Raw genomic sequence first — 22,977 nt, 5'->3', positions numbered from 1 at the left:
CGCGACATACTGATTCGTTATACCCGGCCCCGAAATGGGCCGGGCACGACCGTTCCGCCATTGTTCAAGCAGAGCCGTATAAAACCTGCCAAGGCTTACGGCTTTCATGAGTCTTTTCATGATGTTAGATGCGCACCTTCTCAAACTGATTCCGCTTAACAGATTGAGATTCAACGGAAAAACCAAACGCGCAGATGGTGTTTTTTACATCTCGTTAACGAATTCGCTGGACAGCGCGAATCACTTTTGATTCATTGAAGTTGTTCGGAGACGGCGTATTCCGAAAGATTTTGAGTAGAGATTTCAGTTCACGCAGTTTCGGGCGGACAGCGCTTCTGGCGCATCTTGGGAACTGTTACGGCAAATCAAGAGGGGCCAACAGATGGCGAGCACCGACGCGTACGACGCGACGGCGGGGAAGCATCGCGACTCCGGACGGAAGCGGAAGAAGGGCAGACTCTCAGGACATGCCAAGCTTCTTGCAGGCCCTGCCTACGGCAAGTTCGTGGCGGTTGAGCCCGTATTGCGTCGTCTTGTTCCGGCCCTCATCATCATCTTTCTCATCATACTCGGCGTGGCGCGCGTGTTCTCGATGTTGTCGTGGCGCGAAGACATCGAACTGCAGCACAAGGCGGCTTTGTCTGCAACGACGGCCAATCTGGCGCAGATGATCGAGCGTGCTGCCAACGGTACGCAGGCTGGCGCGCAACTGGCACCCAAGGATCTTGATAATACGATTGCGGAGTTTCGCTCCCGTGGTCTGTCTTCCAGCGGCATGACGATTGCTCTGGTTAATGACGATTCAGTCATCGTCACGGCTTCCGGCCCGGCAACAGACATCGTCGGCAAACAGGCCGATGATGTATTCAGCGACATCCAGCCTCTGTTCATGTTTGCGGAACGTGCTGGCGTTCTGACAGTCGTCATGAACGGAGAAGCAGCCTACGGCACGGTGTCAAAACCAATGACCGTGCCTTATGCGATCATTGCTGCAGAACCGGAAAGCACAATATTTGCTGAATGGAAACGCGCCGTATCGCTTAACGTGACGCTCTTTGCAGGCACGACCGGCGTGATGTTCGCAATTCTCTATGCCTATTTCAGTCAGGCAGCGCGTGCCCGCGAAGCCGACGATCTATCTGGCCAGATCCAGCGTCGTATTGATATGGCGCTTGCGCGTGGTCGTGGTGGTCTGTGGGATTGGGATATGGCGCGCGGACGCATCTACTGGTCGCGCTCCATGTATGAGATGCTCGGCTACGAGGCGCAGGATGCCGTGCTCGCTTTTGGCGACGTGTCGGCGATCATCAATCCTGAAGATGGCGATTTATATTCGATTGCAGAACAGGCAGCGGCTGGCGATATTTCGCATGTGGACCGTGTCTTCCGTATGCGCCATGCAGATGGTTCGTGGGTATGGATGCGGGTTCGTGCGGAGATCGCATCTGAGAATGATCTGCACCTCGTCGGCATTGCATTCGACGTCAGTGAGCAGCATCGCTTTGCGCAGCAGACGGCAGAAGCCGATATGCGTATCCGCGAAGCCATCGAGAATATTTCCGAAGCATTCGTTCTCTGGGATTCCAATAACCGTCTGGTGATGGCCAATTCCAAATTCAGCGAATATGCTGGCCTTCCGGTCTGGACACTGAAGCCCGGCGTGCCGCGCAACGAAGTTGATGCCCACACGCGTCCGTTCAGCTTTGAGCGTCGCATGGCGAATGAACATAATCGTGCAGGCGGCCAGACTTTCGAACGCCAGCTGAGCGATGGTCGTTGGCTACAGGTCAATGAACGCCGCACTCAGGACGGTGGTCTTGTTTCCATCGGCACCGACATTACCCAGATCAAGCAGCATCAGGAACGCCTGGTTGACAGTGAACGTCGACTGATGGCCACCATTCACGATCTGTCCATTGCCCGTAAGGGTGAGCGCGACCGCGTACGTGAATTGTCGGAACTGGCGCGCAAATACGGTCAGGAAAAGGAGCGCGCGGAAGCTGCAAACCGCGCCAAGTCTGAATTCCTTGCCAATATGTCTCACGAATTGCGTACGCCGCTCAATGCGATCATCGGTTTCTCCGAAATGATTCAGGCTGGCACTTTCGGGCCACTAGGCTCGGATCGCTACGAGGAATATATCAACGATATTCACACCAGCGGTAACTTCCTGCTCAACGTGATCAATGACATTCTCGATATGTCAAAGATCGAAGCGGGCCATTTCTCGCTCGACCGTGAAGAAATCGACCTCTGCCCGCTGATCAATGAAACCGTGCGCATGATTTCTCTGCAGGCAGACGAAAAGAACATCACAGTTGAGACGCGCATCGAAGAAGCCATGCAGCTCAATGCAGACCGACGGGCGGTCAAACAAGTGCTGATCAACCTTCTGTCCAACGCGGTGAAGTTCACTTCCCATAATGGTCGCATCACGGTGCGCGCACGAAAGACTGGATCAGCTCTGTTCATGACCATTCAGGATACCGGCGTCGGCATCCCGAAATCCGCTCTGCGGAAAATCGGACAGCCGTTTGAGCAGGTCGAGAACCAGTTCACAAAATCGCATACTGGCTCAGGTCTCGGACTTGCGATCACCCGCTCTCTTGCTGAACTCCATGGTGGCTGGCTGCGCATCCGTTCGACTGAAGGCATTGGAACCGTAGTTTCGGTTTGCATACCGGACCGGAGGCAGGCCATTGCCTCCAGCCAACATACTGAGATCCACGCAGCATAGTCAGTTTATCAGCTTGTCAAAACTGGCTCGAACATTTGCAGCCAGTTCCGTCAGATGATGTTCAACGCGTTTGATGTCCGGCAGTTCGGCCGCACGACAGAGAATATCAATCATTCCAGGAATGAACTCTTCACGCGTTGCATCGCTGCCAAGGCATAGACGAATTGTCTGGCTGAGATTGGTGTAGAAGCGATGCGCTTCAACCAGTGTATCAATCGTAGCCGGATCGGCGAATGAGGGGTCAAGGCCAGCGAGCACTTCCTCAGTTGCAAGAGGACGTGGCGTCTTTGCGACCTTTCCAACGAGAACCGCGAACTGCGCTATGAATTCAAGATCGACAATACCGCCGGGTTTCAGCTTGAAATCCCAATCGTCGCGCGGTGGCTTTTCCTGATAAATGAGGTCGCGCATCTCACGCACGTCCTTGGCTATTTTCCGCGTATCCCGCTTGGTGGACAGCACTTCGTCAATTTCACCCTTGATGAAATCAATGAAGGCCGCATCGCCGTGAATAGCGCGCGCGCGCGTCAGGGCCATGTGCTCCCATGTCCAAGCCTCTGTGCGCTGATACTTTCCGAATGATTCAATATGCGTAGCTACAGGACCTTTATTGCCCGATGGGCGCAATCGCATATCGACTTCGTAAAGCACACCTTCCCCGGTTGGCGCGGAAAGTGCCGCGATAAGGCGCTGTGTCAGCCGGATATAATATTGCGACGCAGCCAATGGTTTGTCGCCATCCGATTCATCCGTATCCTTATCATGGTCATAGAGTAGGATAAGATCGACATCCGAACCTGCGGTCAGTTCGCGGCTGCCAAGTTTGCCCATAGAAAGAAGCGCTACCCTGGCACCCTTTACCTTGCCATGACGCCGTTGCAGTTCAGCTTCGACGACCTCAAAGGCTTTACCGATCATCAGTTCAGCCAGATCGGAAAAGGCGCGCCCGGCACGGACGCCATCAATTGCACTTGTCAGCAGACGGATGCCAATCAGAAAGCGATGTTCGGCCGCGAATATACGCAGGCGATCCAGAACTTCCTCGAAATCAGTTGCAGCCCCCAGAAAAGCGCGCAGTCTCTCTTCAAGATAGGTGCGGGTCGGAACTTCAGAAAAAATCGCCGGATCAAGCAAACCGTCGAAAACATGCGGCTTCCGTGTAATGATTTCGGCAAGTCGTGGTGCCGCACTCATGATCATCACGAGCAGATTGAGAAGGCGCGGATTAGATTGCAGCAGGCTGAAAAGCTGGATGCCCGCAGGCAGGCCTTGCAGGAATCCATCGAAACGCAAGAGTGATTCATCTGCGCGTTTGGTGGCAGCAAAAGCCTGCAACAATGCCGGTGTCAGCTCTGTAAGGCGCTCGCGCGCTTCTGCTGATTGCGTGGCGCGATAGCGGCCGAAGTGCCATGTACGGATAACACGGCAGATATCGCTGGGACGCTCATAGCCCATAGAGGCCAGCGTTTCCAACGTACCCGGATCATCTACATCGCCGGTGAAAACGAGATTGCCGCTGGAAGAACCAAGCTCCGGCGCTTGTTCAAACAACGCCGCATAATGCTTTTCGACAACCTTGAGGGCCGACAGAAACACTTCAGAAAACTCTGCCGTATCGTCATAACCCATCATATGAGAGACGCGGGCAAAGCCTTCGTCGTCTTCCGGCAGAATATGGGTCTGCTCGTCAGCAATCATCTGGATGCGGTGTTCGACATCACGCAGGAAATAATATTCCTTGGCAAGACAATCGCGTGCTTTCTCACTGATCCAGCCACGCTCTGCAAGCTTTCCGAGCATCGGGACAGTCTGATTACCGCGCAATTCGGGGAAACGACCGCCTGCGATCAATTGTTGCGTCTGCACGAAAAATTCGATCTCGCGGATACCGCCACGACCAAGCTTCACATTATGGCCACGAATGGCGATGTCGCCATGCCCCTTATGGGCATGAATCTGTCGCTTGATGGAATGAACGTCGGCGATTGCTGCATAGTCAAGATATTTACGCCAAACATATGGAGCGAGCTCAACTAACACCTGTTTGCCAGCCTCCCGATCTCCGGCTACAGGACGCGCCTTGATCATGGCCGCGCGTTCCCAGTTCTGCCCACGCCCTTCATAGTAATGCAGGGCCGCACCAACTGGGATCGCCAAAGGCGTTGAACCCGGATCAGGACGCAAGCGCAGATCAACGCGGAAGACATAGCCGTCCGCTGTGCGATCCTGAAGAATACGCACCAGACGCCGCGTCATGCGAGAGAATGTATCAACGCATTCATATGGATCGCCAATAGCCGGACGTGTTTCATCAATAAAGACGATCAGATCAATATCAGAAGAATAATTGAGCTCGCGGGCACCGAGTTTGCCCATGCCAAGTACGATCCAGCCACATTCCTTATCTGGATTATCACGGTCGGGCAGTTTGATCTTTCCCGCACTATCCGCATCGCACAGCAGGAAGCGAATAGCAGCACCCGTACAAGCTTCGGCCAGATCGGTGAGCCAGCCGGTTGTCGCTTCCGTATTGAAGATTTGCGCCAGATCGCAAAGCGCTATCAGCACATGTGCCTCTCGCTTTCGCTGGCGCAGACCGCTCATCAGAGAAGCTTCTGTGACGCCCTCTTCCGTGCCGGATGCAGAGATCTCGGAAAGAATATTGGCGAGAGCCTCTTCCGGCGCTGCGGCTACAATTCGATCAAGAATGCGTGGCTGACGGATCAGCGATTCACGAATAAATGGCGACAGATCAAGAACCGCTGCAAGAAAACTCCCGGCCTTCTTATTGCCTAAAAGGCTGGTAACACGGTCAAGCCCCTCTTCCTTTGCCCGCCCTTCAAGGTCGACAAGAAAGGATTGTGCCCGTTCAGGATCAAGCGGTGTCAGCCCACAAAGGTTACGGTCGAAAAGCAGTTCCTTTGAATTTTCAGCCGCCATGATCCCCTCATGCATGTAATTTTAAGATTGTGCGTCCTTCGGCAGAGGGAACTCAAGAACTGCACGCAGGCCGGGTCCATTGTCTTCCAGACGCAGAGCGCCACCGTGCAATTTCATAACCGCCTTGGCAAGACTTAAACCAAGTCCCGATCCCGGCTGTGTACGGCTTTCCTCAAGCCGTACGAAACGCTCGGTTGCCTGCTCGCGCTTATCTTCTGGAATGCCTGAGCCGTTGTCTGCCACCACGATGCGCACCCATTGTGAATCACGCTCCATGGAAAGCGTAACTACTGCAGGGTTCTCGCCTACAAGCGCATACTTAATAGCATTGTCGACAAGGTTGGAGACGGTTTGGCCAACGAGTTCACGGTTGATATGCAGCGGCGTGTCGTCAAGCGCACCAAGCGTCAAAGTAGCACCCGCATCTTCGGCGACCGGCTCATACATTTCGGCCACATCGCTGACGATTGATGCCACCGGCATGTTCTCCAGATTCTCACTTGAATAGCCTGCTTCAAGGCGGGAGATCATCAAAATAGCATTAAAGGTGCGGATCAGCTGATCGGATTCGCCGATAATGTCCTCCAGCGCCTCCCGATATTCAGGACCGGCCTTCTTGCCTGACAGTGCCTCTTCGGCACGGTTGCGCAGACGGGTGAGTGGTGTCTTGAGGTCATGCGCAATATTATCGGAAACCTGCTTCAAGCCTTCATTGAGTTCAAGAATTCGTCCAAGCATGACATTGAGATTGCCTGAGAGACGGTCAAACTCGTCACCGGAACCATTGACCGGCAATCTCCCCGTCAAGTCACCATCCATAATGCGCTGCGAAGCGCGCGAAACTTCATCGATACGTTTAAGTGCGCGTCGCCCAACGAAGAACCAGATCAGAAGCGCACCGACACCCATGATACCGAGAGCCAGCATGAGCGAGCTGCGCACAAGATCCCGGAAACGCTCCGGCTCACCCAGATCGCGACCAACCAGCAGACGCATACCATTAGGCAAAGCAATCACAACTGCAATTGCGCGATGCTCAGTCTCGGTTCCCTGCTCACCATAGCGGCGATATTTGAAGGCGCGCTCCACGATACCATCCGTATCCAGCACGCCCGGCTCAACACCTTCGACGTTGCCGGACAGAATGCGGCCAGACGGATCTGCAACAAGATAGAGATAGGCACCGGGTTGGCGGGAACGATAATCAATCGTGCGCACAAGTTGCGGAATGCCGCCCCGTGCATAGGCCTTGCCGATACTCGCGACTTCTTCGCCCAGCGCTTCCTGAGTCTGGCTATTAATAATGGATGCAGAAAGATTGGTCATATAGAAGACCAATGCCACCGCTCCAACGGCAAATAAGAGTAGGTAAAGCGTGGACAGGCGAGCAGCTGTCGTGCGCATAAGCGCAGAGAAACGCCCCATCATTCCACCTTGGCGCTCGCAGTAGCGGCTTTGGTACGCCCGGCTTTGAGCATGTAGCCCGCACCACGCACGGTGTGCAGCAATGGAACGTCAAAGCCTTTTTCGATTTTGCTGCGAAGTCGGGAGATATGCACATCGATCACATTGGTTTGAGGATCGAAATGATAATCCCAGACATTTTCAAGCAGCATCGTGCGCGTAACCACCTGTCCGGCATGACGCATCAGATATTCAAGCAGACGAAACTCGCGCGGCTGAAGCGTGATATCCACATCCTGCCTTCGTGCCGTGTGAGCGAGCCTGTCAAGTTCGAGATCGCCGACGCGATAGATTGTGTCTGCTTCGCGCGGACTTGAACGGCGCTGCAGCACTTCAACACGTGCAAGCAGTTCAGAAAATGCATATGGCTTGGTTAGATAATCATCTCCGCCTGCGCGCAAACCAGTTACGCGATCATCCACTTCGCCAAGAGCGGAAAGGATAAGAACCGGCGTTTCCATGCCTTTGGCACGCAGTCCTGCGACCACAGAAAGACCGTCGCGCTTGGGCAACATACGGTCCACGACCAACACATCATAATTTCCATTTTCAGCCAGCGCATAACCGATCTCACCATCGCCAGCGATGTCGGCAGAATGTCCAGCCTCAGTAAAGGCCTTCTCAAGATAGCGGGCCGCTTCGCGGTCGTCTTCGATAACGAGAATCTTCATGGCGATACTATAAACCGGATCGTTGGAGAAAATGAAGGAATGCCAGGCGGGTTGTCCGCCTGGCATTTTGTTTTCAGATACTCAGCGTCATGCAACCATTATCCCTGATCGATTGGAAGGGCTACGAAGCGACTCTGGTCGTTGCTCTGAAGTTGCAACAGCACTGCCTTACGACCAGCCTTTGAAGCTTCTTCAATCGCCTTGTCGATATCCTTGGCACTTTTGACGACCTGATTGTTTACTGAGACTATGATGTCACCGGAACGGATACCACGGTCGGACGCATCGCTATCAGGATCAACATTGGTGACAACTACGCCGTCACCATCTTCCGACGGCGTAACCGTCAGACCATAGGTGTCGAGTGATCCACCCTGTTCGGTGTCACCGCCGCCGGACTGGCTGTCCGCCTTGCCGAGATCCTGTGGCATGGCCGCAATCGTAATATCGACTTCTTCAGCCTTATTCTTACGCCAAACAGTCAGAGCAGCCTTTTCACCGGGAATGATATTGGCAACCTTACGAGCAAGATCACGTGGGTCCTGAACAGTTTCACCATTAACGGCTGTGATTACATCACCGGCCTTGATGCCTGCCTTTGCAGCCGGACCGTCAGCCTGAGGGGATGCGACCAGAGCGCCCTTTTCTTCAGCGAGACCAAGCGAAGCGGCAATGTCCTTGCTTACCGGCTGGATTTGCACGCCAATCCAACCACGCTCAACCGACCCCTTCTTGATCAGCTGATCGACGACCTGCTTGGCAGTCGATGCTGGAATTGCAAAGGCGATACCTACGCTGCCACCCGAAGGTGAGAAGATTGCGGTGTTGATGCCAATGACTTCGCCGGAAAGATCGAAAGCCGGGCCACCAGAGTTGCCTTTGTTAACCGCTGCATCAATCTGGATAAAATCGTCGTAAGGACCTGCGCCGATGTCACGACCACGAGCTGAAACGATACCGGATGTGACCGTGCCGCCAAGACCAAACGGATTGCCAACAGCAACGACCCAATCGCCCACCCGGATCTTGTTGTCATCACCGAGCTTCACATATGTGAACTTGCGCTTGGCATCATCGATCTTAAGGACAGCAAGATCTGTACGCGCGTCGGTGCCTATCAGCTTCGCATCGAGTTCGGTGCCGTCATCGAGAACGACGCTGTAGGCGTCACCATCAGAAACAACGTGGTTGTTGGTGACGAGATAACCGTCTTCAGAAATGAAGAAGCCGGACCCCTGTGCCACTGGACGTTCATGACCCGGACGCGGCTTGCCGCGATTGCCCGGACGGCGACTATCGGGACGTGCGTCGCCACGAGGCTCCATGCCGAAATCACGGAAGAAGCGCTTTAGCGGATGGCCATCTGGCAGCTGATCGAAACCGGGGGGCGTTCCGAACTGCTGACCACGGCTATCGGCTTCCTGCACATCTTTCTTGACGCGAACGCTAACGACTGCCGGGCGCACTTTTTCAACCAGATCGGCAAAGCCTGCCTGCTGAGGCGGAGTGACACTGACTGCTTCGGCGCGGGCATTGTTCATCACGCCCATTGGGCCGGTTGCGACGAACGCACCGGCCAGCGCGGCTGACAGCGCTACGGCTGCAACACCCTTGCGATACTTTGAAGTTATGATCTTCGACATCTGTCTCTCCTTACGAGCAGCAATCCCGGACCAAGAATTCCCACCAAGGCAAATCTGGTCCTGTAATCCTTTATAGAGCTCAAGATAGTTCGGGCTACCTTACCGCTCAATTTCCGGAAGATGAAAGTTTTGTAAGGTTTGAGAAGAAAATCAGAACCGAATACTGGCTTACTTATCGTCGAGAAGCCTGGAAAGCTCGGCTTTTTCTCGTTCCGACAACGGCTTTTGGACTTCAGCTGCCGTGTTGCGCCGACGGAACGCAATGGCCAAAGCAACCCCACCAATCAAAAGAATCAGCACCGGAAAACCCCAAAGGAGTGCTGTCTGTGCATTGAACCGGGGTTTAAGCAGGACGAATTCGCCATAACGATCTACGACAAAGTCCATAACCTGCTTATCAGAATCGCCAGAAGTCAGGCGTTCACGCACGAGAACACGCAGGTCGCGCGCCAGTTCCGCATTGGAATCGTCAATAGATTCGTTCTGACATACCATGCAGCGAAGTTCCGCAGATATCTCGCGCGCACGTTTTTCAAGCTGAGGATCGGCGAGCACCTCGTCCGGATTGACAGCCAAAGCGGCTGATCCGCTAAAGACCAGCGACAATCCGAGAAGAAGCAGGGAAAGACGTTTGCCTATCCTCATGCTGTTGCCTCCGCTTCCTTCGACGCGGACTTGCGCGTCTTTGATGGAGCGCCAACACGCAGGCGGCGATCTGCGAGCGAGAAGATAGCTCCCACCATCATGATCAGCGCACCGTACCAGATCAGTGTGACATCCGGCTTCCACCAAACGCGCACGACAATGGAACCATTGCCAGGTTCGTCACCCAGAGCCACATAAACCTGACTGAACCACAGAGTCCGGATGCCTGATTCAGTGGTCGGCATCTGACGGGCCGGGAAAAACCTCTTGGATGGCTCGATCAGGCCCAGATCGCGATTTGACGAATCCAGCAGCGTAAACGTACCGCGGTTTTCAGTGAAATTCGAACCGGTCAAAGGACGCAGACCTTCAAAGCGCAGCGAATAATTCGCGACCTTTGTCGTATCGCCCGGACGCATCAGCAATACACTTTCGGTACCATAGGTGGTGACGCTTATAATACCGAGCAGAGTTACGCCCAGGCCAATATGCGCAAGAGCTGTTCCGAACACTGAACGTGGCAATCCTTTAAAGCGCGAAAATGCTTTGCTCGCGGAAACCTTGCCAATACCGGCCTTCAACCAGAGGTCAGTCAGGCTACCGAGAATCAGCCATACAGCAAGACCAATGCCGAGAGCTGCAAGGACTGAGTGAGCCTCGCTGCGCCAAATCACGATACCGACCGTAATGAGCGACAATGCGAATGCTGTCATCAGCCGTTGCGCAACGCCGTACAGGTCCCCGCGCTTCCAGGCGAGCAGCGGACCGAAAGGCACAGCGAACAGCAGCGGGATCATCAATGGCCCGAAGGTCATGTTGAAGAAGGGAGCTCCGACCGAAATCTTGTCGCCAGTCAACACTTCCAGCAACAGCGGATAGAGTGTGCCAATAAGAACGGTCGCAGCAGCAGTTGTGAGGAAGAGATTGTTGAAGACCAGCGCACCTTCGCGCGAGATCGGCTGAAACAGTCCGCCCGAAGACAAGCTCTGAACACGCAGAGCAAAAAGCGACAGCGAACCACCGATAAAGATGGCAAGAATAGCGAGAATGAAAAGGCCCCGCCCCGGATCAGTCGCGAAACTATGCACTGACGTCAGCACACCGGAACGCACAAGGAAGGTTCCCAAAAGCGATAGTGAGAAGGTCAGGATCGCGAGCAGCACTGTCCAGATTTTGAGGGCGGATCGCTTTTCCATGACAATGGCCGAATGCAGCAGCGCCGTTCCGACAAGCCATGGCATGAAGGACGCATTTTCGACCGGATCCCAAAACCACCAACCGCCCCAGCCGAGCTCGTAATAGGCCCAGTAAGAGCCCATTGCGATGCCGCCGGTCAGGAACATCCAGGCGACCAGCGCCCAGGGGCGAACCCAACGCGCCCACGCCGCATCAATACGGCCTTCAATCAGAGCAGCTACGGCAAAGGAAAAGCATACAGAAAAGCCGACATAGCCGAGATAGAGCAACGGTGGATGGATCGCGAGGCCGATATCCTGAAGGATAGGGTTCAGATCGCCGCCTTCAATCGGTGCCGGAATGATGCGTGTGAATGGATTGGATGTGAAAATGATGAAGGCCAGAAAGGCGGTTCCAATCCAGCCCTGAACGCCAAGGACATTCGCACGCAGGGTTTCCGGCAGATTGCCGGAAAAAGCTGCAACCAGCGCACTGAAGAAACTGAGGATCAGTACCCACAGCAACATGGAGCCTTCATGATTGCCCCAAACGCCGGTAATTTTATAAAGCATCGGCTTTTGTGAATGAGAGTTTTCAACCACATTGAGGACGGAAAAATCAGAGACGACATAGGCGAAGGTCAGAACCACGAAAGAGAAGGCAATCAGCGCAAAGACGGCCAGTGCAGTTGGTACTGCCACGCCCATCAGCTGCATGTCTCTACGCTGCGCGCCTACAACGGGTGCAACAGACTGAACCACTGAGAGGGCCAGTGCCAGAACAAGCGCGAAATGACCAATCTCGACATTCATAAGCTTTTTCCAGTTCCAATTCCGATTATTGGCCCGATACTCATCATTGACCTTCCCAAACGCCCTTTTTCTTCAGACTGTCGGCGAGGTCTTTCGGAACATAATTTTCATCGTGTTTGGCGAGCACATTATCAGCTCGAAACACGCCGTCAGAACCAAAGCGACCTTCCGCAACGACACCTTGTCCCTCACGGAAAAGATCTGGAGCAATACCCTCGAAGACAACTTTGACCGTCTTGATTGTGTCGGTGACAGTAAAGCGCAGTTCACTGCCTTCACGCATCACAGAGCCTTCTTCAACAAGGCCACCCAAACGGAACCGGGCACCGGAGGTGATTTCCTGTTCAGTCAAATCGGCAGGTGTTCGGAAAAATCGAATATCCTGATTAAAAGCCATAAGCATGAGGCCAACCGCGACAGCGAGAACGGTCAACGCACCGCCGATCAACATCAGACGCTTGCGCTTTCTCTGACTGACTGTGCGGGCTAAACTGTCCTTTGGCTTCGTATTGCGCCCGTTGCTTTCTGCAGTCGCACTCATTGTGTTGCGCTCCCTGCTTCCAAACCCAACCCTGCGGCAAAGCCTGTCAGCTCAGCCCGTTTTTCACCATCCAGCGCCGCAACTCCACGTTTCAGCGCATCAAGTGCATCATCTCGACGATTAAGGATCATATAGGAGCGCACCAGGCGCTTCCAGCTATCAATATCCCCGCCATTTTCGCGAAGACTTTCGTCCAAACGTTGAACCATACCTTCAACCATGGCCTGACGATCTTCAGGGCTCATGGAAGCTGCAGCGTCTACATCCTCGGTTGTAGGACCGTTCGCAGGGGCCTGCGGAGCAGTTCCGCGAATGCGCGCAATTGTCTGTTCAACCTGTGCGCGCCAAGGCGCATCTTTCGGTGCTTTATCGAGGACGGTCTGCAATCTCTTTACTGCACCGTCAGCATTGCCATCCTGCATCTCACCTTGCGCAAGATAATATTGCGGCCGGATGTCATCAGGCTCGAGCGTAGCCGCTTTTTCAAACAAGCCTTCCGCCTCGGCTGTGACCGGCCCACCGGATACTCCGATCAATGCTTCACCAAGACCTAGAATTCGTTGGAAATTTTCACCTTCAAGTCGAATCGCTGAACGGTAGGCGTTGACTGCATCAGCACCGCGACCAATCCGCAGATAAATTGGCGCCAATACATCCCATCCGCGCGCATCATTGGGGTTTTGTGCAAGATGCGCTTCGGCGCGAGCAATGAGTTCATCAACAGAGCTGTTCTGCGGGCTATTCGCCAAGCGCGCCGCCAATGGCATCGCCGGTGTGTCAGGAGCTCCGAAAAGCGGGTAGACACCCCAGGCGATCAAAGGGACAGCCAGTACAGCTGCGAGAGCCAGTACCCGACCAGATCGAGCTTTCCGTATAGTGGCAGCCGATTCCGCGCTGGCCTTTTCGGCATTCAGAATGCGACGGGAGATTTCGATACGAGCCTGTTCGGCGCTGGGAGTATCGATCATGCCGCGCGCAGCGTCGGCCTCAACCTCGCGCAACTGGTCGCGATACACTTCCAGATCGTTCTTTTCAGGGGCCAAAAATTCCTGCTTGTTCCGTGTCAGCGGTAACAAAACAGTCAATGTAGCTGCAAGAGTCAGCAATGCGGCAGTCAACCAGAATTCCATGGCTGAGACTTAATCTCAGCCGAAGGAAAAACCAACACTAACCTGCCGGAAGTTGCAGCCTAGGGCAATTCGCCGCAAAGGCCTGCAGCGATCAGTTCAGTGGCGTCCAGCTTCCATCCGCATTACGGCATGCAGTACCGCGCGCAGTTTGCATTGAATCTGCAATTGTAAAAGTGTGGGTATATTGGCGGCAGTTCTGGGAACCCACCTGATAAGGCTGTGCAGCTGTTACATCCCCAGATGTCGATCCACTGCCACTCCATGAAACTACCTTACCAGCAGGCGAATATTCAAGCGCACGATATTCTGCTTCGAGCGCCTTCTTGCGATCACCTGCGGTCAACTGCCCTGCCGAACTGCCCAAAAGCCCGTTCCCGAGTGGTGCCAGCAAATTTGGACGTGTTTCTGCTGATGACGACGACCCGCCAAGCGAAGTCAGTCCCAAACCTTTTCCACCACCGGATGTTCCACAGGCAGCAAGCATGAACGCCATCGAAGCGACCAGAAAAGGAGCGGAAAACCTTGATACCATCATCATAACAAACCGGCCTTCATAAAAAATGAGCATGCATACTATCGTAGGATGCAGCTAATAAGTCTAACCTTCTACTTCGCCCCGTGGCAAAAACAACTATCAATCTTCAGTCAGCGGCAACACAACGCGCACCTGCAGTCCGCCCCAGTTGCTTTTGCCCAAATGCAAGGTGCCACCATATTCCCGGACGGTGTCCTGAACGATTGCCAATCCAAGCCCCGTACCCGGCTTGGTCTCATCGACACGGTTGCCACGTTTCAGTGCTTGTTCGATCTTATCCGGAGCAAGGCCCGGACCGTCATCCTCTATCAAAATCTCAAACTGCCGTTGCGCATCAGCGGCCGGTCGCAAAACGATCTCAATCTGTCTGCGCCCCCATTTGCCCGCATTCTCCAGCAGATTACCGGCAATTTCTTCCAAGTCTTCCTTTTCGCCAGCAAAAACCGCCTCCGGCAACACATTTCTGAATGTGATTTTGAAAGCAGGATTAAGCTTTGCGGTCACTCGCTCCATCCGCTCAAGCACTGGAGTGACCGGCGTTCTGAATACGACACTGTCACGTTGAGCAGCGATGCGAGCACGTTGCAGATAATGCTGTATCTGCACCTGCATGGCTTCACTCTGCTCTAGAACAACTCGCCCCTGTTCGCCCCCCATGGTCCGCGCTTCATTTGTCAGCACAGACAACGGCGTTTTCAAAGAATGAGCAAGATTGCCAACCTGCGTTCGCGAACGCTCAACGATACGACGGTTATTTTCAATAAGAGCATTCATCTCGTTTGCCAGTGGCGCGATTTCCAGTGGCAGTGACGTACCGAGTTTTGCTGACCGCCCTTCGCGAATATCAGCCAGAGCCTGTCGCACTTTATCAAGTGGACGCAAACCAAAGAGAATAATGCCAGCATTGATGAAGACACTGCCAAGCCCGAAAATCGCCAGATAAAGAGCAAGCTTACTGCGGAAGTCCGAGATTTCACTCATGACTTCACTCAGGTTTCCCATCACGCGGAAACGCGCAACGCGGTTGTCATTATCAAGAACGACTTCGGTTTCTACAATGTAGAGTTCCTCACCATTCAAGCCCGGGAGCGTATAGCTGCGCATAAAGGAACTATCGAACGGCGCTTGATTTATCGGTATCTCAGGCACAATACGCCCTACCAGAGATAGCGATTGCAACTTGCCATTGATGTTTGAAGAAACGGGATCAACAGACCAATACCAACCGGAAAGCGGACTGGAATAGCGCAGCTCGCCAAGCTCGGGACGGCCTTGAAGAGTGCCGTCCGGCGATATGCTGACAGCACCTACAAGACTGAACAAATGCGCAGTCAGAAGCCGCTCGAAATTGTTGCGTGCAGCATCGCCATAAAGTGTGCTGATAAGCGTTGCCACAACGACGAGCGCTAAAATGACCCAGAGCGTCGAAAGGGTGACAACGCGTATCGCTAGTGAACGCAACGGGGGGAAAACGCTAAAAAGCTTCAGTTCCCGTTCCCTCTCGTATCATCTTGCCCGTCCGAACGGATGCGATAGCCCATGCCGCGCACAGTTTCGATCAGATCGACGCCCATCTTTTTGCGCAGACGACCAACGAAAACTTCGATCGTGTTGGAATCACGGTCAAAGTCCTGATCATAGAGATGCTCAACCAGCTCCGTCCGCGAAACAACCTCGTCCATATGATGCATGAGATATGAAAGCAGGCGATATTCGTGGGATGTCAGTTTCAACGCAACGCCATCCACACTGGCTTTCGACGTCTTTGTATCAAGATGCAGAGAACCGCAGACCAGTTCCGACGACGCATGGCCGGCAGCTCGACGGATCAATGCGCGCAATCGAGCCAAAACCTCTTCGATATGAAAAGGCTTGGCGACATAATCGTCGGCACCAGCATCAATACCCGCAACCTTATCACTCCAGCGATCACGCGCTGTCAGCATCAGAACCGGCATGGTGCGGCCACTGCGGCGCCAGCGTTCAACAACACTGATGCCATCCATCTGCGGAAGGCCAATATCGAGGATCACAGCATCGTAAGGTTCGGTATCGCCCAGATGATGGCCCTCTTCGCCATCGAAAGCACTATCAACAACATAGCCTGTGGCAACCATCGCATCCGAGAGCTGCCTGTTCAGGTCCTTGTCGTCTTCAACGATCAGGATACGCAAGTTTGAGGCTCCTCGCGGGGGTGTATTACTGTGCGGGGACGGCTACTTCTACACGGCGCGGGCGTTCGCCATCGCGGCCGGGGACAAGTACCACGATCACACACATGGCGCGGCCATTCTGCGTGGTCGGAGTTGCCTTGGCCAACTGGCCACCCTGTGAGGCAGCCACTTGTTCGCCCACCGCCGCACAATCGCCAGCAGCGACAACCAGAAGATTAGACTTCTGGGGCGTCGCTATTGGCAAGGCACCGGCATCAACCGGCAACAGACCAATGCTAACGGCCAGAAGCGCGAAAATTTTGAGAGCAGGGTTCTGTTTCATCATGTCCCTTTTATAGCGCCTTTCAGCTGAACGATGCATGAACAATCGTCCCCGCTTATAGGCACAAAGGAATTTGGGCCTGTAAAACAGCTCCAATCAGAAAACCCTGAGTGGCGCCATTCTAAACTATTGTTTTTATGCATAATATTATCCGGGACATCCGTCAACATTCCGGAACTATGCCACTTTTCAAAACTTTGCTATCACGCTTTATAAAATTATGAAATGCGCGAAGTTGCCCCTATGCGACCAAAAACAGCAATAAGGCCAGCGATGCCGGTCGCAAGTTGCAGCAATACATCAGTTAAAGCGCCCTGATCGACCGTATCGCTGATAAGGCCAAAAGCGCCAGCCAACGATAAAAACAGAGCGACCAATCCAGCCCAAACAGTACGAGACAGATACCAAGGCTTATCTTCAGCCATTAGATTTCCTTTCTGATTTTCACAAAATATTTGAAATATCGAGCGTAGCGAAATCACCAGCTCTAGTTTTTGCACTCACCATCGCAACGCGAATCTGGAATTCTTTTGTGTCTAGTTCAGCAAGACGTTCCGAAACCGGATAAATCCAGGACGCGGTTTGCACCTTTGCACTGCGCACAAGTGCATCGGACTGCCAGATTTCCACCTGATAGGCTTCACGCTCTTCCCCAAGCGGAATATCCTCACCCATCCAGCTATCAGCATCGATCCGCCCACGCCTGATCCAGTGAACCGACAAATCACCATTGGCGAGTTGTTCGGTCCTAAGATGTACCGGGCTTAAAGGCTTCAGGGCTTGCAAGCCGCCGACTGCCTTCACGGTATCGAAGAACTCATCCGAGAACGATTTGCCTGCCGCCCCTATGCGCCAGTTCAGCTCAAACCCGATTTCGGAAGCTAGCAGACCAATGTCCTGCACCCCACCGTCAAGCAATACAAACGGGGTCCCGACTGGCTTCTCAATGAGGCTTGCTGTTTCCGTACCAAGCTGTCCGCGTAAAAGCCTGCTCAATCGCCAGCGGTTTTGTCCAATCTCTTCTGCTTCGAGAAACTGAAAAACTTCCCATTCTCCATTGGGGGATTTTAGAAATGCCGTATTGGCCCCGTTCAATATCTGAGTAAGTGGCTTTGATCCCAGTTCGCCTGAGTAAAGTACAAGCTCTATCGCATTCCCGTCGATCAAACGTCCGCTCGGAGCTCCTATAAGCGGCCTTGTCAGTTCACCCATTACAGCGCGTTCACCGATCAAGCTGCGTTCAGCAAAACCATCGTCGGATGGTGACGCGTAAGCCGCGACACCGCGCCATGGCTTCGCATGACACGCAACGCGGAACTGACCAGCGGGGGCTTCCGCACTCGGCCAAAGCGGCAGATCTATGAGGTGAAAAATCGGCTTCATATCTGAGGCCGGTTTTCCCGGTGGAAACTTTGGAGTTTCACCTTTGTCTGCAAACACGACATTCGGTGCAAGGGCGACGGCTTTGACAGCCCGTACTTCGCCATCTTCCAGCGCCGATACGATATAGTCGCGCCCGCCTCCCAGCAATTCAAGCCGGACACGGTCGCCCACGTGAAGTGCAGCCTCAGACCACGGCAAAGAGAAACTTGCCGTTCGTCGTTCAGCATAGCGGCGCGCCATCCAGCTTTCGGCAAGGGCAGTTGCCTGCCCTGTTTCCATCGAGCCAGATAGGCTGAGGCTTTCAGTGCCCTGACCTGTATCGCGACGCACGGATGCGCCGACAACCTGAAAGTCGCGCAGCGGATCATTACAGTATAGCTCGGCCACGGAAGGCAGATCGCCCTGATCTTCGAGAACAGAGTTCAGCGCTTCGCCATCCTGTGGCTCGACCAGCATATGCGCCACATCGAGCGCAGGAGCTGCACGGGTGATACTCCGAAACACAAACCGGCCTGCCTGCTCAAACCCATGCACGCCAAACACATTCATCAGCGGTTCCAGAACACCGCGTGCTGTTGACGGTTCCGAAATAACAAACCCGGTGAGATGCCCATCCGCAGCAGTACAATCCGCTTCAGGCAATTCAAAATCGGCCAGTATGGCAGCAATCAGTTCATCAAGCGAAACTCCACTGACGCGACCGTTAAGCCAGTGACCGAGGCGCCAGTTTGGCGTATCGCCCCACACGTCGCCTTTCAGTGGAAACTCCGGAAACGGTCGCGTATCCCAGGACCACAAATAAATGCGATCCATGTCCAACATCGACCCGCCATAGACAGTTGAAACCGGATTGTTTCCCGGCCAGTGCTTGAAATGTGCGCGCAGGAACCGGTCCATACCGATATCGGCGCGTGAGCCGTTCGAGAAATATGGCGTCGCATTTTCCGACGATTTGGGATCAGGAAAAACATTGGGCTGGTTCGGACCTTTGTCTACTGCCGGGCATCCAAGTTCTGTAAACCAAATTGGCTTGGATTGCGGCACCCAAACTGTCGGTGCAGCAACCTCTGTCCCATCAATGCGGTTATAATGCGGATTGCTCCACCAGGCGCGAATATCCTTGTAGCGATAGACCCACGGTTTGCCAGCAAGCCCATCGCTAATCGGTGTACGAACACGCGCGACACGGTCTTCGCTGCTCGCGTAATACCAGTCAAAGCCCTCCCCCGTTTCTACGCTCGCTGTCAAACCATCGAGGTCATAAGGGCTTTCGAACCGATCAGGGTTCCCGCCATCGAAATCACTATCCCGCCAATCGGCAAGCGGCATATAATTGTCGATGCCTACTGCATCCACTGCAGAGTGTGACCATAGCGGATCGAGATTGAAAAACAGATCGCCGCTGCCATCCTGTGCCTGATATCCAAAATATTCAGTCCAGTCGGCACCGTAGGTTATGCTGCAGGCACTGCCCAGCTTCACCCGCATCTCCGTGGCCAGCGCGCAAAGATACGTGACGAAAGGAAAATTTTCGCGGCTGTCACGGATGCTGGTAAGGCCGCGTAATTCTGAACCAAGCAAAAAGGCATCGACACCGCCAGCCTGCACCACCAGATTTGCACAGTGATTCAAGAAACGCCTGTAACCCCATGTTCCGTTGACGAAAGCTGAGACCTGATTTCCTGCTTCGGCTGTCTTGTCTGGAGAACCAGCAACACCGATTGCGGGATGGCAGGTGATACGTCCGCGCCATGGATAGACGGATTGTCCAACACCACCATAAGGCGACGGCAACCGATTGTCGGCAGGCACGTCCATCATGATGAACGGATAAAGCGTAACCTTAAGACCGCGCGCTTTCGCGTCACGAATAGCGTCGATTACGCTCTGATCGGAAGGGGTTCCGCCATAAGCCGCACCGTCACCACTGGTCGAAATAAGATGTGCATCAGCACGAGTGACATTTTCAACCTTCCAGGTCTGGCTTGAGGACAATGTGCTCTGATGCGTGACACCTGGGCGAATACTGCACGCACCAGCCCTCAGATCATTACCAAACCATGGTAGAACAATTGCCACATGGCGTAGGTTCGGGCACAGCATCTGCAACTCGTCCATGGCGACCGTCCAATCGCTGCGCCCGCGCCTTGCATTGCGGTTGATCGTGCGGCTTTCACCCGGAAAAGGCCTATCTTTGACCGGACTTGGCGACAGGCCGAACTCGGTGGAGCCCGGAATGAGCGCCACAGCACGGACATCGCGCGCCACCTTGCCTACCGGCCGCATGACCTCGAACTGGAATTGTGGCAGACGGTTTCCATACACATCGAGCGGAATACGTTCAAACACCACATAAGCAGTGCCGCGATAGGCAGGCGCGTTGCCTGTTCCCTGCTTGGCCTCAATCAAGGGATCAGGCTGTTGTTCCTGCGTACCGCGATAGATGCGCATGTCAATGTCAGTGAGATCAAGTTCCTGACCATCAGCCCAGACACGACGGATGCCAGCGATTTCACCTTCAGCAACGGCATAGGCTGCATTGCCGAAATAGCTGTAACTAGTCACTTTCGGACCACCTTTGCCGCCTTGGCGTTCGGTGGTTTTCTTTTCTTCAAACCGCGTCGCCCAGATCAACGTGCCTGAAAGCCGCGCTGTGCCGTAGACAAAGGGAAGTGCGGCACCTTCTTCTGCTGTTGCCAGGCGACCACCATTGAGGCGCGCACCTTCCATATGGCGGGTGGAATTGATGATCGCCGTATCGATGGCATAGCCGCCCATAGCGCCCAGACCAGCACCGATCGCTGCCCCTACAGGGCCAAAAATGCCGCCAACAGCAGCACCAACCGCTTGCAGAACGATAGTCGCCATTGCTTACACTTTCGCGTCAGGGAAGATAAAAATACCGGCAATCCGCTTGCGCCATTGCGGCACCAAGGCAGAAGCCATCACGTGATGACCTTCATAGGCATGGATAAAGCGGTTCTCTCTCGTCATGATGCCAAGATGCTTCGCCGCAACATCGGCGCGCCAGCGGAAGATGAGCAAGTCACCCGGCTGAGGATTACCGCTGATGCGTGATCTCATATGCCTTTGCGCCGCTTCCATAAGCGGATCGCCGGAAGCGGCCTCCGCCCAGTCAGGTGCATAAGCCCCCGGATGTTCTGGCTCATTGCCATAAAGCGCCCGCCAAATACCGCGTACCAGCCCGAGACAATCACAGCTTACACCACGCATTGATGCGCCGTGGCGATAGGGCGTACCTATCCAGCTTTCGGCCTCAGCCAAAACTCTCTCGGCAACCATCATGGCACCAATGCACTTCCGTCATATTCATTACCGCCGCTGACATAGGCGAAGGCTGCGTCATTGCCGGGAAGATGCGGAAAGCCTTGAAAATTGGTGCCATTTGCGAATTTTGTTTTGCAGGTTGCAAAGCTCTTGTCGCAACCGGCAAGGACACGAAACGTGTCGCCGGTTTCCACCGGCAGAATAGGCGCTTCAATCAAACGCAGACTGTTACCATTCTGTCCCAGAACTCGAATTGCTTTTCCCGAGCTTTTCCCACTTGTCCAAACAAGCAACCCTTCGGCAAACCAACCACTTGCAAAACCCTCAAGTCCAGCCACCGCCAGCATCGAGCCATCAGCAACTGTTACCGATCCAGAAGCAGCGAACCGAGGATCGCTTTGGTTCACACCACAGCGTTTATCGCCCAAAACAGCATTGCACTGACGCAGAACCCGGCGGCCGCAAACGGCATCGAAAGCAGCCGCAGCGCCTTTCAACTCCATGACAAATCGGCCACCGGATCGGCTGATCGTGCCAACGGTCCAGCGGCGCAGAAGCATGTACTGTTCAGGGCTTGTCCAATTGACCAGATAGCTTTCGATGACCGCTCCGTCGTAACGGCCCTGCTCAATATCGACGTCGCTGATACGTGTTGAAGACAACGCACCTTCGACCTCGCCGCCCGCAACAGACAGCCCGAGTGTTGTCGTGGCTTCGCTGCTGTTCAGACCCGTCAGCGGCTCGCAGGCAATTCCATCCAGAAACAAGTCACGATCATGGTCTGTGAAACCAAGCACAACCCCATCCGAACGTCTTATAAGCCAGGCAAAGCAATGGGTTGTGACTTCACCCTTCAAATGTGATTCAAGCGCTGCCGGAACAGGGATCATATCTTGACCTCGACAATCGGAATGGAAGGGATTTCGCCTGCCTGAAACGACGCAATGCTGGCCATCAGCCTGTCTGTATCGAAGCGTACTGGCACATCGAAGAGAAAGCCCGCCGTCACGACGGCGCCTACGGCAGGCCGATAATCAGGCATGAAAGTAACGTTACCGTTGGCACTGTCGAGCGTGAACGCCTCGCCTTCTGCAAGTCGCACACCGTTGACGCCAATCAGTACCGATTCATCAACCGGCCGTGTAATCGGACGATCATAAGCTTCGTAGCGTTTGATGAGCTGGAACTTAACGCTTGCTCCGTCGCCTATTCCAATCTGTTGATCGAATGGCGACGGCGCTGCGCTGCCCGCAGCGGATGAAAAATCAAATGAGTCGCGGAAACGAAAACTATGGAGTGAACCATGCCGGGCCTCGAAGAAGGCAAGCACGGCTTTCAAATCGTCAAGCGAACGCAATCCCGTGCCTGCATCAAAATGGCGTCGGGAATGTGCCCAGCGGGCGTTACGCTTTTCCATGCCGGATGTGAGCGTAACGATTTCATTGCGCCATTCCGGCCCTCCGGTTGCGCCGAAGGAAACCCCGAGTGGAAAACGGACATCGTGAAAAGCTTCCAT

At 54.1% G+C, this 22,977-nt stretch carries 18 protein-coding genes; 1 reads left to right on the top strand and 17 read right to left on the bottom strand.

The features are described from left to right. The first annotated feature begins 382 nt into the window (after positions 1-382). On the top strand, positions 383-2,737 hold the full coding sequence (locus tag C9380_RS03930) for a PAS domain-containing sensor histidine kinase (protein ID WP_100559425.1): 2,355 nt from the start codon (positions 383-385) through the stop codon (positions 2,735-2,737). Here C9380_RS03930 and C9380_RS03925 read toward each other — a convergent pair whose 3' ends face one another. The 17 genes from C9380_RS03925 to C9380_RS03845 form a co-directional block, all read right to left on the bottom strand. Further along, the gene (locus C9380_RS03925; RefSeq protein WP_128093031.1) at positions 2,738-5,677 is read right to left on the bottom strand and encodes a bifunctional [glutamine synthetase] adenylyltransferase/[glutamine synthetase]-adenylyl-L-tyrosine phosphorylase; all 2,940 of its coding nucleotides are present in this window, start codon (positions 5,675-5,677) and stop codon (positions 2,738-2,740) included. It abuts the gene before it with no gap. A gap of 21 nt (positions 5,678-5,698) precedes the next feature. Further along, the gene (locus C9380_RS03920; protein WP_128093030.1) at positions 5,699-7,105 is read right to left on the bottom strand and encodes a sensor histidine kinase; all 1,407 of its coding nucleotides are present in this window, start codon (positions 7,103-7,105) and stop codon (positions 5,699-5,701) included. After that, positions 7,102-7,812, bottom strand: a complete 711-nt coding sequence (locus tag C9380_RS03915; RefSeq protein WP_024897297.1) for a response regulator transcription factor — start codon at positions 7,810-7,812, stop codon at positions 7,102-7,104. The genes C9380_RS03920 and C9380_RS03915 overlap by 4 nt, the downstream gene beginning before the upstream one ends. Positions 7,813-7,910: 98 nt before the next feature. Beyond that, on the bottom strand, positions 7,911-9,455 hold the full coding sequence (locus tag C9380_RS03910; protein ID WP_100559431.1) for a Do family serine endopeptidase: 1,545 nt from the start codon (positions 9,453-9,455) through the stop codon (positions 7,911-7,913). A gap of 168 nt (positions 9,456-9,623) precedes the next feature. Continuing rightward, a complete protein-coding gene (locus C9380_RS03905; protein WP_024897295.1) occupies positions 9,624-10,100 on the bottom strand; it encodes a cytochrome c-type biogenesis protein in 477 nt (158 codons plus the stop codon). Further along, positions 10,097-12,088: a heme lyase CcmF/NrfE family subunit gene (locus C9380_RS03900; protein ID WP_024897294.1), complete on the bottom strand. Its 1,992-nt coding sequence runs from the start codon at positions 12,086-12,088 to the stop codon at positions 10,097-10,099. The genes C9380_RS03905 and C9380_RS03900 overlap by 4 nt, the downstream gene beginning before the upstream one ends. Before the next feature lie 43 nt (positions 12,089-12,131). After that, the gene (gene ccmE, locus C9380_RS03895) at positions 12,132-12,629 is read right to left on the bottom strand and encodes a cytochrome c maturation protein CcmE (protein WP_128093029.1); all 498 of its coding nucleotides are present in this window, start codon (positions 12,627-12,629) and stop codon (positions 12,132-12,134) included. Further along, positions 12,626-13,759 carry a c-type cytochrome biogenesis protein CcmI gene (gene ccmI / locus C9380_RS03890; RefSeq protein ID WP_128093028.1) on the bottom strand — a complete coding sequence of 378 codons (1,134 nt, stop codon included), beginning with the start codon at positions 13,757-13,759 and terminating at the stop codon, positions 12,626-12,628. Before ccmI ends, ccmE begins: the two co-directional genes overlap by 4 nt. 91 nt (positions 13,760-13,850) lie before the next feature. Beyond that, positions 13,851-14,297: an RT0821/Lpp0805 family surface protein gene (locus tag C9380_RS03885; RefSeq protein WP_024897291.1), complete on the bottom strand. Its 447-nt coding sequence runs from the start codon at positions 14,295-14,297 to the stop codon at positions 13,851-13,853. A 96-nt stretch (positions 14,298-14,393) separates the two neighbouring features. Continuing rightward, entirely contained in the window at positions 14,394-15,740 is a 1,347-nt protein-coding gene (locus C9380_RS03880) for an ATP-binding protein (protein WP_128093628.1), read from the bottom strand. Positions 15,741-15,778: 38 nt separating this feature from the next. Continuing rightward, on the bottom strand, positions 15,779-16,468 hold the full coding sequence (locus C9380_RS03875) for a response regulator transcription factor (RefSeq protein WP_094541694.1): 690 nt from the start codon (positions 16,466-16,468) through the stop codon (positions 15,779-15,781). 25 nt (positions 16,469-16,493) lie between these two features. Then, positions 16,494-16,790 carry a hypothetical protein gene (locus C9380_RS03870; RefSeq protein ID WP_024897288.1) on the bottom strand — a complete coding sequence of 99 codons (297 nt, stop codon included), beginning with the start codon at positions 16,788-16,790 and terminating at the stop codon, positions 16,494-16,496. A 218-nt stretch (positions 16,791-17,008) separates the two neighbouring features. Beyond that, positions 17,009-17,215 carry a hypothetical protein gene (locus C9380_RS03865; protein ID WP_100559439.1) on the bottom strand — a complete coding sequence of 69 codons (207 nt, stop codon included), beginning with the start codon at positions 17,213-17,215 and terminating at the stop codon, positions 17,009-17,011. A 19-nt stretch (positions 17,216-17,234) separates the two neighbouring features. Next, on the bottom strand, positions 17,235-21,041 hold the full coding sequence (locus C9380_RS03860) for a baseplate multidomain protein megatron (protein ID WP_128093027.1): 3,807 nt from the start codon (positions 21,039-21,041) through the stop codon (positions 17,235-17,237). Positions 21,042-21,044: 3 nt separating this feature from the next. Further along, positions 21,045-21,479 carry a C40 family peptidase gene (locus C9380_RS03855; protein WP_128093026.1) on the bottom strand — a complete coding sequence of 145 codons (435 nt, stop codon included), beginning with the start codon at positions 21,477-21,479 and terminating at the stop codon, positions 21,045-21,047. Beyond that, positions 21,476-22,351, bottom strand: coding sequence for a phage/gene transfer agent baseplate hub protein (locus C9380_RS03850; protein WP_128093025.1), 876 nt, complete (start codon positions 22,349-22,351; stop codon positions 21,476-21,478). The genes C9380_RS03855 and C9380_RS03850 overlap by 4 nt, the downstream gene beginning before the upstream one ends. After that, positions 22,348-22,977, bottom strand: a complete 630-nt coding sequence (locus C9380_RS03845) for a DUF2460 domain-containing protein (protein WP_111786288.1) — start codon at positions 22,975-22,977, stop codon at positions 22,348-22,350. The genes C9380_RS03850 and C9380_RS03845 overlap by 4 nt, the downstream gene beginning before the upstream one ends.

This window comes from Brucella pituitosa, from assembly GCF_003049685.1.
Taxonomy (GTDB): domain Bacteria; phylum Pseudomonadota; class Alphaproteobacteria; order Rhizobiales; family Rhizobiaceae; genus Brucella; species Brucella pituitosa.
The sequence above is the reverse complement of the archived record's forward strand: the minus strand, read 5'-3'. Positions and strand labels throughout refer to the sequence as shown.